Source organism: Kutzneria sp. NPDC052558 (genome assembly GCF_044547355.1).
In the GTDB taxonomy this organism is placed as follows: domain Bacteria; phylum Actinomycetota; class Actinomycetes; order Mycobacteriales; family Pseudonocardiaceae; genus Kutzneria.
Genome location: NZ_JBIUAG010000001.1, coordinates 626,606 through 639,716, shown reverse-complemented (window position 1 = coordinate 639,716; position 13,111 = coordinate 626,606). Strand labels below are relative to the sequence as shown.

Genomic DNA, 13,111 nt, shown 5'->3' with positions numbered 1-13,111 from the left:
TGCTAGGAAGGAACCCTGCCCCATGGTGACCGCAGTTCGCCGTGCCCTCGCCATCGCCGCCGCCGCGCTGCTGCCCGCGGCCGCCCTGGCCGCCGGCACGGCCTCCGCCGCCACGACCCCCAAGTCCTTCCCCGCCAAGTTCGCCGCGCCCTACCTGGAGCTGTCCAACAGCACCGTCGGCGACCTGGCCGCCGACAAGAGCGCCTCCGGCGTCAACCACTACACGCTGGCCTTCCTGATTCCCAAGAGCGGGTGCACCCCGCAGTGGGAGGCCGGCGGCTACTCCGTCGGCACCTTCAAGTCCCAGATCAGCTCGCTGCAGTCCGGCGGCGGCGACGTGATCATCTCCTTCGGCGGCGCCGAGGGCGGTGAGCTGGCCCTGACCTGCACCAGCGCCACCAGCCTCCAGGCCGCCTACGCCAATGTCGTCAACACCTACAACGTGCACCGCCTCGACTTCGACATCGAGGGCAGCCCGCTCGACAACACCGCCTCCATCCAGCGCCGCGACACCGCGCTGGCCGCCCTCCAGAAGGCCGACCCGTCCGTCCAGGTCGACTTCACCCTGCCCGTCGACCCGTCGGGCCTGGAGAGCAACGCCCTCAACCTGCTCAAGGACGCCAAGGCCAAGGGCGTCAAGGTCAGCACCGTCAACATCATGACCATGGACTTCGGCGACGGCGAGAACGCCCTCAACGACGCCGAGGCCGCGGCCAAGGCCACCGCCAAGCAGCTCGCCAGCCTCTACGGCGTCTCCTCGGCCCAGGCCTGGGCCCTGCTCGGCCTGACCCCGATCGCCGGCAAGAACGACGACAACGAGAACTTCACCCAGGCCAACGCCAAGACCCTGCTGTCGTTCGCCCAGAGCAACGGCGTCAGCGTGCTGGCCTTCTGGGAGGTCGACTCGTACGACAAGAAGGTCGGCTACGCCTATTCGAAGATCTTCAAGGGCATCGGCTGACCTGCGCGTCCGACCGGCCCCGCCGCGCGGCGGGGCCGGTCGGCGGCTCCGGCTTGCCCTTTTGCAACAGTGTTGATTAAGTCGGGGGCATGGCTGACCCGGAGCTGAGTGTGCTGGTGGAGCAGGAGCGGCGGCTCGTGTTCGAGCGGTTCGACTACGACGACGCGTGGGAACTGGGCGCGCGGATGGTGGCGGCGGCCCGGGAGCGGGGCCTGCCGGTGGTGGTGTCGATCGAGCGGAACGGGCAGCGGCTGTTCCACGCGGCGCTGCCGGGGACGGCGGCGGACAACGACGCCTGGGTGGAGCGGAAGGTGCGGGTGGTCCGGCGTTACGGGCGCAGCTCGTACCAGGTGGGCTGCCACTTCCGGGCCGAGGGCGGCGCCTTCGAGGAGAAGTCCCGGCTCGACCCGGACCTGTACGCGGCGCACGGCGGCTCGTTCCCGCTGACGATCCGCGATGTCGGCGTGGTCGGCTCGATCACGGTGTCGGGCCTGCCGCAGGCCGACGACCATGCCTTCGTGGTGGAGCAGCTGGAGCGGTTCCTCACGTCTCGACGTTGATCTCGGCCTTGGCGAGGGCCTTCTCGTTGGCGAGCCTGAAGCCGATGATGGCGAGGACGGAGGCGGGAATGCCCCAGAGGGCGACGACGGCCAGGGTGTTGAGGCCGGCGGACTGGATGGCCGCCTCGGACCGAGCACTCCAGAGCCGGACCGCGGCGTGCACGCCGCGGTCGAGGGCGACGCCGAGCAGGAGGTAGCCGCAGATGATCAGGAGCCGGCCGAAGCGGTCCCGGGCGCCGCGTCTGCGGGCGCCGCGCCAGAAGTAGCGGCCGATGGTGAGCACGATGATGCCCCAGAACGCGGCGGCCGTGTAGTCGGCGACCCGGAACGGCGGGGCGTCGTCGCGGAAGGCGTCGAAGCCGCGGATGACCTGGAACGCCGACAGCAGGCCGTAGACGGTGAGCGCGACGCCGCCGACGATCAGCAGCACGCCGATCAGGTTGAACAGGACGTTGGGTCTGTGCTGGGCCGGTGTGTTCGCCATGGGGACCCCCCTTTCGGGCGGGCCCAGTGTCACCCGGCGTTTTGTCCCCGTCTGTCGGACATTCAGGTGGCTTGACCCCGATGGCCCAAGGGTGGCCCGGGTGGCGGCCCGGGCCGGTCAGGGGGTCAGGTGACCTTCTTGCCGTTCACGGTGACGTTGGTGAACTTGCGACTGTCTATGTTGGACAGTGTGTTGCCGGTGTCGGAGACGCCCTTGAAGGCGCAGTCGGAGACGGTGAGGCCGGCGATGTGGTCGCCGGACAGGCCGCTGACGTCGAAGGCCTTGCCGTTGACCTTGGCGCTGGTGCAGTTGGTGAGGCTGAACGGCCCGAACTTGGGGGGATAGCCACCGGTCTGGCCGTTGTAGGTCATGGTCACGTAGGCGATGTCACGGTCGAAGGAGCCGGAGACCGTGTCCAGGTTGATGTTCTGGGCGAAGCCGCCGCGCAGGGTGTTGGACTTGACGTACAGGGCGAACTTGGTGGCCCCGGTGACCTTGAGCTGGTAGGCGTAGACGTTGCGGACGCCGCCGGTGATCTCGCTGCCGACGGTGATGGCGCCCCAGTTGCCGTTCATGGTGCAGTTGACGACGACGATGTTCTGCGACGGCACGTCGACCCGGCGGCCGTCGGCGTCGCGGCCGGACTTGATGGCGATGTTGTCGTCGTGCGCGCCGAGCACGCAGTTGCTGATCACGACGTGGTCGCAGGACTCGGGGTCGCAGCCGTCGGTGTTGGAGTGGGACGTGCTGGGGTCGGTGCTGACGCCGTCGACGGTGACGTTGCGGGACAGCGTGGGGTGGATCTGCCAGAACATGGGATTTTTCAGAGTGATGCCCTGGATCAGCACGGTGTCGCACGAGTAGGGCTCGATGAACGTGGACCGCATGGTGTGCCCGGAGCCGGGCACGACCCGTTGCGCCACCGGCACTCCCTTGGCCACCAGGTCGTCGAGGTAGGCCCGGTCGCTGCCCTTGTTCCACGAGGACGTGCCGCCCGCGTCGAGCACGCCGCTGCCGGTGACGGCGATGTTGTGCTCGCCGTTGGCGTAGATCATGGGGGAGCGGTTCATGCACTCGATGCCCTCGTACCGGGTGAGCACGGTGGGGAACTTCGAGGCGTCGCCGCTGAACTTGAGGGTGGCTCCGTCGGCCAGGTTGAGGTCGACGTTGCTCCTGAGGTAGATCGCGCCGGTGACGTAGGCGCCCTTGGCCACCACGACATGCCCGCCGCCGGCGGCGTTGGCGGCGGTGATGGCCTTGGCGAAGGCGGCGGTGTTGTCGGTCTTGCCGTCGGCGACGGCGCCGTAGTCGGCGACCTTGAACGTGCGGTCGGGGAACACCGGCAGCTTGGTGTTGGCCACGATGTCGTTCGCGGCCGGCCACGGCAGCGTCGGCACGGCGTGGCCGTGACGGCCGAAGCAGGCGGCGGATGCGGGGGCGGTGAGCAGCGAGGCCGCGCCGGTCACGGCCGCGCCCAGCGTGAGGCCCAGCTTGAGTGTCTGCCTGCGCGAGAGCGCGCCAGCCATCGACGTTCCTCCTCGGTGAGGGGTCGCGGCGGCGGGCCGTTCGTAACTGTAAAGGTTTCCAGTATCTGACGCAGTGTGGCGTGGGTCACATTTTGGGGCTGGTGCGTCGCCCACAGTGTGGCGGCTGACACCGACGTTCCGGTGAAATCGCCGTTCACACTGCCCCGGCCGGCCTGGCCGGGTGGGCGAGGCCACAATGATCTTCGGCGCGATCTCGGTCACGGTCAGCACAAGCGAACCCGCCCACAGCGACCAATTGGTGACGGTAGGTGACCAGACGGGCCGCCGTCGAGGCCGGGACGCCCGATGCGGTCACGCCCGTGGCCGACGCGGTGCTACCGGTCGGCGATCCGGCCGCGTGCGGCGGATGGACGACTCTCCCATGGCGCTGATCAGGCGGTATCCTCTTCTGATCGGGTCGGCGGAGGAGGCACAGGTGGTCGAACCAGTCCACGAGTTCCAACTCCTGCACGTGACCCAGTCCTGGCCGGCGCCGAAGTATGAGGACCCGATCTACGACGCCATCAAGGCCGACCCGCCGGCCGGCTGCGTGCCCGAGGACTTCGGCGGCCTGTTCGGGTTGCGCTGCGAACGCGAGGCCCCGACCCTGCTCGACGCGGTGGCCGAGGTGTGCCACGAGGTCCGGACCAAATACGACCTGTTGATGACCGATCTGGGCATCGAGAAGCTGTGGGAGTGGTCGCCGGACGGCCGGGACGGCTTCGGCGCCACCATCGTCGGCCAGTTGCTGCTGATGGCGTCCTCGCGGGGACAGCAGCTCGGCTACGACATCGAGGATCTGGTCCGCTTCATCCGCACGGCCGCCGCGGCCAAGTAGCGGGTCGCGCCAGCCGGCCTGCTTCACGTGCCGCAGCAGCGGCGAGACCGCCAGGCTCTCCATCCCGGCCAACGCGCCGACCCGGTCCGAGGTGAACTCGACAAGCTCGTCGAAGTCCCGGAATCCGGCCACCGCGTGGAGATTGTGCGGCCCGGACAGGGCGGCGGCGAAGGCGATCGATCTCCGGGCGCGGCTTCGCGCCGATGGCGCCGGGCTGGATCCGCACGGCCCTGGGCGGACCCGACGCGCCGTTCACCATGGCCGAGGCGATCCCGCAGGTGGTGGACGTTCTGCTGGCCCGGCTGGGAAAACCGGGCCTGGAGTACGTGGACCGGTTCGGGCGGACGGTGCCCTGGTAGGTCTACAGTGGAGGGTCAGGCGGCCAGGCCGTCCTCGGCCCGGGTGGCCAGCCGCCACACGAGCTCCTCGGCCTGGTCGGCGTCCAGCGACGGCGGCGGATCGGGCTGCCCGGGGCAGCGGCCGGCGATGACGTCCTGGACGAACCGGTGGACCTCGTCCGCCTCGGCGAGCACGTCGCCGCCGAGATAGGCCAGCACCACCGGGTCGTCGGCCGGCGCGGTCTCCAGCGCCACCGACCAGCCATGCCGCTCGTCCCACAGCAGCATCAGGTCCAGCTCCGGGAACACCGGGCTGCGCCGCGGCAATGCCAGGTAGGCGCTGGACAGCTCGCTCACCTCGTGGTGCACCGCGTGCCTCGGCACCGCAAGCGCGGCGGCGACGGAGTAGACGTAGCGGGTCAGGCCCCGCGCGGTGAGGCTATCGGGATCAACATTCACGCCCCGTGACTACCCGCGGGACCGCCCGCCGAAACTGCTCAATTCCGGAAATCCTGCGGCCCGCCCAGGGCGCTCAGGATGCGCTGCATCACCTGGGGGTCCACGCCCAGCGGCTCGTCGGCCAGCGCCTCGGCGGCCGGGGAGCGGCGCTGCTCGCGGCGGGGCAGCGGCACCGACTTGGCGTTCATGTTGTTGGGCAGCGCCAACTCCGACCACAGCCGGGTGCCGTAGGCGGTGGGCACGACGCCGATGCGGGCCCCGTTCACCTCGGGCGACACGACGGGGCGGGTGGCCACCTGCTCGTCCTCGATCTCCACGACCAGGCCGTCGCCCTGCAGGCGCAGCCGCACAGTCAGGAAGCCGGCGACCCCCGGTCCGGCGTTGTCCACCACCGCGGCCACCATGTGCCGACCCACCTGGGTCGCCAACGGCACGAGAGGTCGCAGCGACCACTCCATGAGCGAGAAGCGGACGAACATCTCGGCGACGTTGACAGCGCTCGGCGTCGCCACCAAGCGCAGATCGTCCACCTGGGAGGTCTGGTTGTTCAACCGAGTTCCTTCCCGAAGTCGGAGCAGTGGTGCCGCGTATCTTGCCAACCTGCGCGAACGTTACGCTAACCGGGTCACTTCTTGTCGCGACGCGCCCGGTTCCGCAGGTGACCGAGCTGGTCCTCCCGCCGGCGGGCGTCGGCGTCGTCGAACTCCTCCGCCTCCTGTTCCAGCAGGTCGAACCGGGTGAGCAGGCGCTCGGCCCGGTGGCCACCCGCCGGGTCGCCGGGGCGTGGTCAGGAAGGTCTGCACGGCCAGCGGCCGGTCAGTGGCGGCGATTCCGGGGGAGGCGCTCGACTCGGCCGGACGGACTAGTGGGCCGCACGGCGCCTCGGCGATCCGGTCCAGCCGAGGTGAGCGCCTCGACCGGTAGCCGCGGCCGCGGCTCGGCCATGTCCACAATGGACGCTTGCCGGTCGGCGGCGATCCGCTCCGCATCGTCGGCCGCCACGGTGCGCGGGGCCGCGGTCACCGACCCCCGGGCCGGCGCGCCGCGACGACCGGTTCCGGTGCGGTCAAAGGTTGTTCGGTCATGCGGTGGGCCGACCGGCGTTGCCATACCAACTGGTCGGTACTAACGTGGCGACAAGTCGTCCAACGGAGGTCGCCGCGTGATCGCCAGCACCATGCAGGAGTACCCGCTCACCATCACCGCGATCATGCGGCACGGCGCCGCGGTGTACGGCGACAGCGAGTGCGTGACCAACACCGGGACCGGTTTCCGCCGCGCCACCTTCCGCGAGGTCACCGCCAACGCCGAGCGGCTGGCGGCGGCGCTGACCAAGCTGGGCGTGCAGGCCGGCGACCGGGTGGCGACCTTCTGCTGGAACCACCAGGAGCACCTGGAGACCTACCTCGCGGTGCCGAGCATGGGCGCGGTCCTGCACACGCTGAACATCCGGCTGTTCCCGGAGCAGCTGTCGCACATCGTCAACCACGCCGAAGACAAGATCATCATCGTCGACGACAACCTGATCCCGCTGCTGGCCCGCAGCCTGGCCGACTTCGGCGGCGTGGAGAAGTTCATCGTGGTCGGCGACGGCGACGCCACCGTGCTGGGCGACCGGGTGCTGCGCTACGCCGACATCGTCGCAGCCGAGGAGCCCGGCTTCGCGTGGCCAGAGCTGGACGAGCGGTCGGCCGCCACCATGTGCTACACGAGCGGCACCACCGGCAACCCCAAGGGCGTCGTCTACTCGCACCGCTCCTCGTACCTGCACTCCATGGCCGTGCTGTCGGCGACCCTGATGGGCATCACCGAGGCCGACCGGGTGCTGACCATCGTGCCGATGTTCCACGTCAACGCGTGGGGCCTGCCCTACGGAGCCTTCCTGTCCGGCGCGGCCCTGCACATGCCCGGCCCGTTCATGACGCCGGACCAGCTGACCCGCTTCATCGCCGCCGAGAAGTCCACCCTGGCCTCGGCCGTGCCGACCATCTGGAACGCCATCCTCAACTACGGGGCCGGCACTGAGCTCGACCTGTCCTCGCTGCGGGCCGGCACCTCCGGCGGCGCGGCCATCCCCGAGTCGCTGCTGCGGGCGTTCGAGGAGAAGTACGGGCTGCGGATCGTGCAGGGCTGGGGCATGACCGAGACCAGCCCGCTGGGCGGCATGGCCATGCCGCCGGCCGAGGTCGAGCCGGGCACGCCCGAGGACCTCCGGTGGCGTCTCAAATCCGGCCGCGTCGCCGCCGGCGTCGAGCTGCGCATCGTCGACGCCCTCGGCGAGGTGCTGCCGTGGGACGGCGAGTCGGTCGGCGAGATCGAGGTGCGAGGGCCGTGGATCACCGGCTCCTACTTCCGCGACGACGCCCCGGAGAAGTTCGACAACGGCTGGCTGCGCACCGGCGACATCGGCACCGTCGACGGCCGCGGCTTCTTCCAGATCACCGACCGGGCCAAGGACGTCATCAAGTCCGGCGGCGAGTGGATCTCCTCGGTGGAGCTGGAGAACCACCTCATGGGCCACCCCGCGGTGGCCGAGGCGGCCGTCATCGGCATCCCCGACGAGCGCTGGGACGAGCGGCCGCTGGCCTTCGTCGTGGTCCGCGACGGCTCGGCGGTCACCGCCGCCGAGCTGGCCGACTTCCTGGCGGCCAAGGTCGCCAAGTGGCAGGTCCCGGAGAACTGGACCTTCGTCCCCGAGATCCCCAAGACCACCGTCGGCAAGTTCGACAAGAAGCCCCTGCGCACCCGCTACCGCGACGACGAGCTCAAGATCGAACGCCTCCGCTGACCGCTGCTTTTTGTGTCATGAAGGGCCCCATACTGACGTTGAACGTCAGTATGGGGCCCTTCATGACATCGGATCAGTGGAGGGTGCCGCTGATCTGGAGCCAGGCGTCGCCGAGGCCGCTCTCGGGCTGCCAGCTGCCGTCGGGCTGGAACTTGCCGAAGCCGAACAGGCCGTTGGAGCCGGACGTCGTCCAGCCGTAGAGGGAATCGCCGGGGGTCTGCTGCCCCAGCACGATGGCGTACGTGGCGCCGGGCGTCATGCCGGAGTACGCCAGCGGGACGTCGACGAGAGTGTCGTCGGCGCCGATCTGCGACGCCGGCACGGTGGCGGTGGCCAGCGGCTTGCCGGTCGGCTTGCCGTTGTCGGTGGCGTACAGGCCGACCGTCATCGCGCTCTGCCCGGTGCCGACGGCGCGCCGGACCTTCACGCGAACGTCGTGCAGGGTGGTGATTCCGGTGTCCACGAACAGCTGCCCCCGGGAGACCTGGTCGGTGGGCTGCCCGAAGTAGTAGCTGGCGGTGCTGTCGGTCGAGAGGTCCGGCGACAGGGCCAGCGAGCCCTGGACGTCGAGGGTGAGCCAGGCGTTGCCGAACTGCACGCTACGGCTGGTCCACGTGGATCCGTTGTAGGCAGCCATGTCCAGCGGTCCGCCGCTGCCTGTGGTGGCCCACTGGTAGTAGGCGTCGGGGCTGTTGTGCTGCTGCCCGACCACGATGGCGTAGTTGCGGCCGTCGACCAGGCCGTCGTACTTGAGCGGCGCGGTGACGGTGGTGAAGCCGGCGCCGACGGAGGCGGCGGGGATTGTGGCGGTGGCCAGGGGAATTCCCGACGGCAGGCCGGCGGACATGGCCTGGAGGCTGACGGTGACGTCGCTCTGGCCGGTGCCGACCTTGCGCAGGTTGACCTTGACGCCGGACACGGTGGGGGAGGAGTTGGCGAAGAAACTCTGGCCCACCGCCTGGTTGTCGCCGGTCCGGCCGACGTCGATCGAGCCGGCGGTGGAGGAGTTGACCACCAGCGGCGGGGCCGCTTCGGTGCGAACGGTGACGGTGGTGGAGGTCGTGCCGGCCGGCAGGGACACGGTGTCGTTGTCGACCTTGCCGGCGGTGGCGGAGACGATGTTGTCGGCGAACAGGGGAAGCTCGAACTTCACCGGCGCGTTGCCCTTGACGGTGAGCTTCACCTGGTTGCTGCCCTGCGGGGTGATGGTGAAGTCGATCGTCTTGTTGCCGCCGACCGGAACCCCTTGCCACGACACGGGTTTGCCGGAGGTGATCCAGCTCGTCGGCACACCGCGGCCGATGATCGCGACGCCGTCGGCGGTGACGGAGACGTTGGACTCCAGCAGGGCCTTGCCGGTGCTGGCCAGGCCGTAGGCGTTGAAGTCGGCCTCCGGCTGCGTCCACGAGCCGTTGCGGAAGCTCTCGCCCCACTGCATCGGCGCGGACTGGTTGGCCAGCAGCCATTCCAGGTTGCTGATCGCCTCCGTGCGGAGATAGGTGTCCGAGGACGCCAGCAGCTGCACACCGCCGCCACCGTTGAAGGTGTTGCCGTAGCCACCGGCGTCGTTCCACCACGCGCCCCAGCTGTGCGGCGGGATCGGCGGGGCCTGGAAGTCGCGGGCGGTGAAGGCGGCGTAGTTGGTGGCGTCGAAGGTGTCCCGCCAGGCGCCGCCCAGCGTATTGCCGGTCAGCGCGCCGTCCCAGGGCAGGCTGCTCATCAGCCAGGTGGTGCTCAGGTAGTTGCCGTTGTAGACGGCCGCCTTGTCGCAGGCGTCAAGGCAGGCGTAGTAATGCGGCTCGCCGACGCGCGGGAACGTATAGGCGACAAGGTAGTTGTTCAGCGCGGTGTTGATCCCGGCGGCCACGCCCTTGGCCCAGTCGGCCTCGCCGGCCCAGCTCGGGTCGGTCTTGGCGAACACCGTGGCCAGGTTCTGGTACGAGGTCAGGCCGTAGATCGCGGCGAACTCGTCGTTGATCAGATAGTCGCTGCCGTTGTCGAAGTCGTTGGACTTCATGATCAGGCCCCGGTGCGGATCGGCCGGATCGGTGACGATGTAGCCCTGGATCTGGTGGGCGGCCGAGCGGATGAGGTCCTTGCGCGCGGCGGTGAAGAACGACTTGTCGCCGGACAGGCGCAGGTAGAGCTCGTACGGCTCGGTGAACTTCAGGGCCGCCTCCAGGTACTGGTTGCGGTCCTGCCATGTGCTGGGAATCGACTCGTAGGCCGTCGACGACATGATCGAGGCCGCGGTGGCGTAGTCACCGATCCTCAGGTGCTGCAACAGAATGTCGATCTCGTCGTTGTCGTTCTCGGCGTCGTAGCTGTAGAGCCCGGCCTGGTTGCCGCCCGAGGTGATCTGCTGCGCGTCGCCGTTGGGCATCACCTCCACCGACTCCCACATGGTGATCTGCGTGGCCTTGAACATGTTCACCAGCTGCGGGTCGGGCAGCGAGGTCGGCACGGCCACGTGGCTCAGCCGGTCGTTCCAGTACTTGGCCATGGCCTGGTAGTTGGCGTCGAAGGTGCCGACCTTGGTCAGATCGGTGGCGCCGGCCGCGAGCGTGACGAAGTCCTTGGCCACGCTCTTGCCGGCGGGGACCGACAGGTCGTAGGCCATGGACGCGGCGTCGCTACGGGTCGGCGTGCCGGAAAGAGGCCGTTCCGCGGTCGCCGGCGCGGTGATGTTGAGCGCCATGGTCAACGGCGTGGCGCCGCGGTTGGTGACCGTCACCCGGGAGAAGACCGCCGTCGCGCCGTGCACGGAGTTGGCGAAGTGCTGGACGGTGACCTGGGCCGAGCCGGCGGGCCAGGTGGAGATCGGGCTCGGCAGGTAGCCGTCGGCCAGCGACCAGCCCAGCTGGCCGCGCAGGTCGGTGGCGTTGTCGTTCGGGTAGTAGGTGGTCGATCCCTGGCTCACGAAGTACGTGATGGCCTGTCGGCGGGCCGGGGCCAGGCCGCCGCCGGGGAAGGCCAGCGACTTCAGCCTGGTCGGCTCGCCGGGCCAGCCGAAGTAGACCCAGTGCGACTTGGAGATCGTCGGCGCGGCCGGGATCGCGCTGGCCTGCGCGGGGGCGGCCAGGAACACCGTCGCCAGCAAGGCGATCAGGACCAGGGCGATCGGGTTTCTTTGTCGTCGCAAGGACACAGTGCAACTCCGAACTGTGCAGGGGATGGGATTACGGCACGCGGACGAACAGGGGGATGGTGTCCAGCGGCGCGTCGACGGTGATCCACGCGCCGCCGCTGTGACTGGTCGGGCCGCCTTCGCGTTGGTGGTGCGACCATTTCGCGCCGGCCGGCAGGTACACCTCACGGGTGCGCGCGCCCGGCTCGGTCACCGGCGCGACCAGCAGGTCGGGCCCGAACAGGAACTGGTCCTCGACGGTCCAGCTGACCGGATCGTCCGGGAATTCCAGCAGCAGCGGGCGCATCAGCGGCAAACCGTTGCGCTGGGCCAGGTGTTCGTGCAGGTAGGGGCGTAGTCGTTCGCGCAGGTGCAGCGCCCGGGTCATCGCCTGCTCGGCGTCCGGGCCGTACGACCACAGCTCGTTGGGGCCGCCACCAGTGCCGACCGGTCCGCTGAAGGTGCGGGGTTCGCGGTGGCCGTGCAGGCGCAGGATCGGGCAGAAGACGGCGAACTGGAACCAGCGCACCATCAGCTCCCGGAAGGCCTCGTCGTCCGGATCGCCGCCGTGGAAGCCGCCGATATCCGTTGTCCACCAAGGAATGCCGCTCATGGCCACGTTCAGTCCGGCCCGCACCGAGGCTTGCAGGGCGGCGAAGGTGGTGGGGATGTCGCCGGACCACAGGGCCGCGCCGTAGCGCTGGGAGCCGGCCCAGGCCGACCGGATCAGGGTGAGCGGCTCGTCCTCGCCGGCGGCCCGGAGGTGCTCGTAGACGCCCTGGGCGTGCTCGCGCGGGTAGAGGTTGGCCACCTCGTGGCCGGCGCCCAGGTGGTAGCGGAGGTGGTGCGGGGCGGTCGGTTGCATCTCCGGTTCGCAGGCGTCCAGCCAGAAGGTCCGGATGCCGCGCTTGTGGTAGTGGTCGTCGAGCCGCTCCCACAGGGCGTCGCGGGCGTCGGGGTTGGTGGCGTCGTAGAAGGCCACGCCGATGTGGGTGTCGGGCTCGTCGGTGTCCGGCCAGGCCGCGTGCAGGACGGCCCCGTTGTCGTCGGTCACCAGGTGCCCGGCTTCGCGCATGGCCACGAAGTTGGCCGACATCGGGCTCAGGGTCGGCCACACCGACACGACCAGCTCGATACCGGCTTCGCGCAGTTCGTCGGCCATCGCCGCCGGGTCCGGCCAGTCGCGCGGATCGAAGTCCCAGTCGCCGACCCGGCGCCAGTGCAGGTAGTCGACGACCAGGGCGGACAGCGGAAGGTCACGCCGCCGGTACTCGCGGGCGACCTCCAGGATCTCCTCCTGGTCGCGGTAGCGCAGCTTGCTCTGCCACAAACCCGAGGCCCAGCGCGGAAAAGTCGGCGCGTGCCCGGTCGCGTCGGCGTAGTGGGCCATGATCCCGGCCGGGTTCTCGGCGGTGGTGAGCCAGTAGTCGATCTGGCGGGCCCGGTCGGCGACCCAGCGGGTGGCGTTGGCCGCCAGTTCGACCCGCCCGACCGCCGGGTTGTTCCACAGGAAGCCGTAGCCGCGACTGGACACCGTGAACGGGATCGTCACCTCCCCGTTGCGCTGCACCAGGTCCAGGACCAGGCCCTTCTGGTCGAACCGGCCGTGACCGCGCTGGCCGAGCCCGTAGAAGCGCTCGTCGTCGTACGCCGCGAAGCGCTGCTCGATCCGGTAGAGGCCGGCGCCGGCGGCGTCGAAGTTGCGCGCGCCCGGCCACCAGAAGTGCGGCGGCTCCTCGCGGAGCAGCTCCTGACCGGTGTCGGTTCGGGTGGCGGTGACCCGACCGTCCACAGTGTCCACTCGCACCGTGATCAAGCCGTTGACCAGCGTCGCGTGATCGCCGTGCTCGACGACCAGGCAGTTGGTGCGCGGCGCGACGCCGTAGGCCAGCGCGCCCGGAAGTCCACTGTGGATCTGACCGGGGGCGGCCCGCACCCGCACGCTGTCGGCTCCCCACGGCTCGACGGTCAACACGTGGTGGTCGTGCCGCCACTGGAGGCGGTTGGGGGCGATGGCAAACGCGGGCAAC

12 protein-coding genes are annotated in these 13,111 nt (G+C 69.8%); 6 read left to right on the top strand and 6 right to left on the bottom strand.

Annotation, left to right across the window (positions count from 1 at the left end; all coding sequences use genetic code 11):
• The first annotated feature begins 22 nt into the window (after positions 1-22).
• Positions 23-961, top strand: a complete 939-nt coding sequence (locus ACIG5F_RS02720) for a glycosyl hydrolase family 18 protein (protein ID WP_396515631.1) — start codon at positions 23-25, stop codon at positions 959-961.
• 89 nt (positions 962-1,050) lie between these two features.
• Positions 1,051-1,521, top strand: a complete 471-nt coding sequence (locus ACIG5F_RS02715) for a heme-degrading domain-containing protein (RefSeq protein WP_396515630.1) — start codon at positions 1,051-1,053, stop codon at positions 1,519-1,521.
• On the opposite strand, the gene ACIG5F_RS02710 is transcribed toward ACIG5F_RS02715, so the two are convergent.
• Positions 1,505-2,005 (bottom strand): hypothetical protein, encoded by a 501-nt coding sequence (locus ACIG5F_RS02710; RefSeq protein ID WP_396515629.1) that lies wholly within the window; start codon positions 2,003-2,005, stop codon positions 1,505-1,507. The two genes, ACIG5F_RS02715 and ACIG5F_RS02710, sit on opposite strands and share 17 nt — an antisense overlap.
• A gap of 125 nt (positions 2,006-2,130) precedes the next feature.
• Positions 2,131-3,531: a glycoside hydrolase family 28 protein gene (locus tag ACIG5F_RS02705; RefSeq protein ID WP_396515628.1), complete on the bottom strand. Its 1,401-nt coding sequence runs from the start codon at positions 3,529-3,531 to the stop codon at positions 2,131-2,133.
• Positions 3,532-3,800: 269 nt separating this feature from the next.
• Here ACIG5F_RS02705 and ACIG5F_RS02700 point away from each other — a divergent pair, with 269 nt between their 5' ends.
• The 3 genes from ACIG5F_RS02700 to ACIG5F_RS02690 all read left to right on the top strand — a co-directional run bounded on the left by ACIG5F_RS02700 (position 3,801) and on the right by ACIG5F_RS02690 (position 4,728).
• A complete protein-coding gene (locus ACIG5F_RS02700) occupies positions 3,801-3,923 on the top strand; it encodes a hypothetical protein (RefSeq protein WP_396515627.1) in 123 nt (40 codons plus the stop codon).
• Between the two features lie 44 nt (positions 3,924-3,967).
• The gene (locus tag ACIG5F_RS02695; protein WP_396515626.1) at positions 3,968-4,369 is read left to right on the top strand and encodes a hypothetical protein; all 402 of its coding nucleotides are present in this window, start codon (positions 3,968-3,970) and stop codon (positions 4,367-4,369) included.
• Positions 4,370-4,572: 203 nt separating this feature from the next.
• Positions 4,573-4,728 carry a hypothetical protein gene (locus tag ACIG5F_RS02690; RefSeq protein WP_396515625.1) on the top strand — a complete coding sequence of 52 codons (156 nt, stop codon included), beginning with the start codon at positions 4,573-4,575 and terminating at the stop codon, positions 4,726-4,728.
• Between the two features lie 15 nt (positions 4,729-4,743).
• Here ACIG5F_RS02690 and ACIG5F_RS02685 read toward each other — a convergent pair whose 3' ends face one another.
• Both ACIG5F_RS02685 and ACIG5F_RS02680 read right to left on the bottom strand, forming a co-directional pair.
• Positions 4,744-5,166, bottom strand: coding sequence for a DUF6292 family protein (locus ACIG5F_RS02685; protein WP_396515624.1), 423 nt, complete (start codon positions 5,164-5,166; stop codon positions 4,744-4,746).
• Positions 5,167-5,204: 38 nt separating this feature from the next.
• Entirely contained in the window at positions 5,205-5,717 is a 513-nt protein-coding gene (locus tag ACIG5F_RS02680; RefSeq protein WP_396515623.1) for an ATP-binding protein, read from the bottom strand.
• A gap of 614 nt (positions 5,718-6,331) precedes the next feature.
• Between ACIG5F_RS02680 and ACIG5F_RS02675 the strand changes: the two genes are divergently transcribed.
• Positions 6,332-7,954: a long-chain fatty acid--CoA ligase gene (locus tag ACIG5F_RS02675; RefSeq protein WP_396515685.1), complete on the top strand. Its 1,623-nt coding sequence runs from the start codon at positions 6,332-6,334 to the stop codon at positions 7,952-7,954.
• Between the two features lie 73 nt (positions 7,955-8,027).
• Here ACIG5F_RS02675 and ACIG5F_RS02670 read toward each other — a convergent pair whose 3' ends face one another.
• Positions 8,028-11,096 (bottom strand): hypothetical protein, encoded by a 3,069-nt coding sequence (locus ACIG5F_RS02670; RefSeq protein ID WP_396515622.1) that lies wholly within the window; start codon positions 11,094-11,096, stop codon positions 8,028-8,030.
• Positions 11,097-11,133: 37 nt separating this feature from the next.
• The gene (locus ACIG5F_RS02665) at positions 11,134-13,110 is read right to left on the bottom strand and encodes a TIM-barrel domain-containing protein (protein WP_396515621.1); all 1,977 of its coding nucleotides are present in this window, start codon (positions 13,108-13,110) and stop codon (positions 11,134-11,136) included.
• Position 13,111 lies beyond the last annotated feature (1 nt).

Coding starts and splice junctions, on each gene's coding strand:
- ACIG5F_RS02720 (WP_396515631.1), top strand. CDS start 23: ATGGTGACCGCAGTTCGCCGTGCCCTCGCCATCGCCGCCGCCGCGCTG.
- ACIG5F_RS02715 (WP_396515630.1), top strand. CDS start 1,051: ATGGCTGACCCGGAGCTGAGTGTGCTGGTGGAGCAGGAGCGGCGGCTC.
- ACIG5F_RS02710 (WP_396515629.1), bottom strand. CDS start 2,005: ATGGCGAACACACCGGCCCAGCACAGACCCAACGTCCTGTTCAACCTG.
- ACIG5F_RS02705 (WP_396515628.1), bottom strand. CDS start 3,531: ATGGCTGGCGCGCTCTCGCGCAGGCAGACACTCAAGCTGGGCCTCACG.
- ACIG5F_RS02690 (WP_396515625.1), top strand. CDS start 4,573: ATGGCGCCGGGCTGGATCCGCACGGCCCTGGGCGGACCCGACGCGCCG.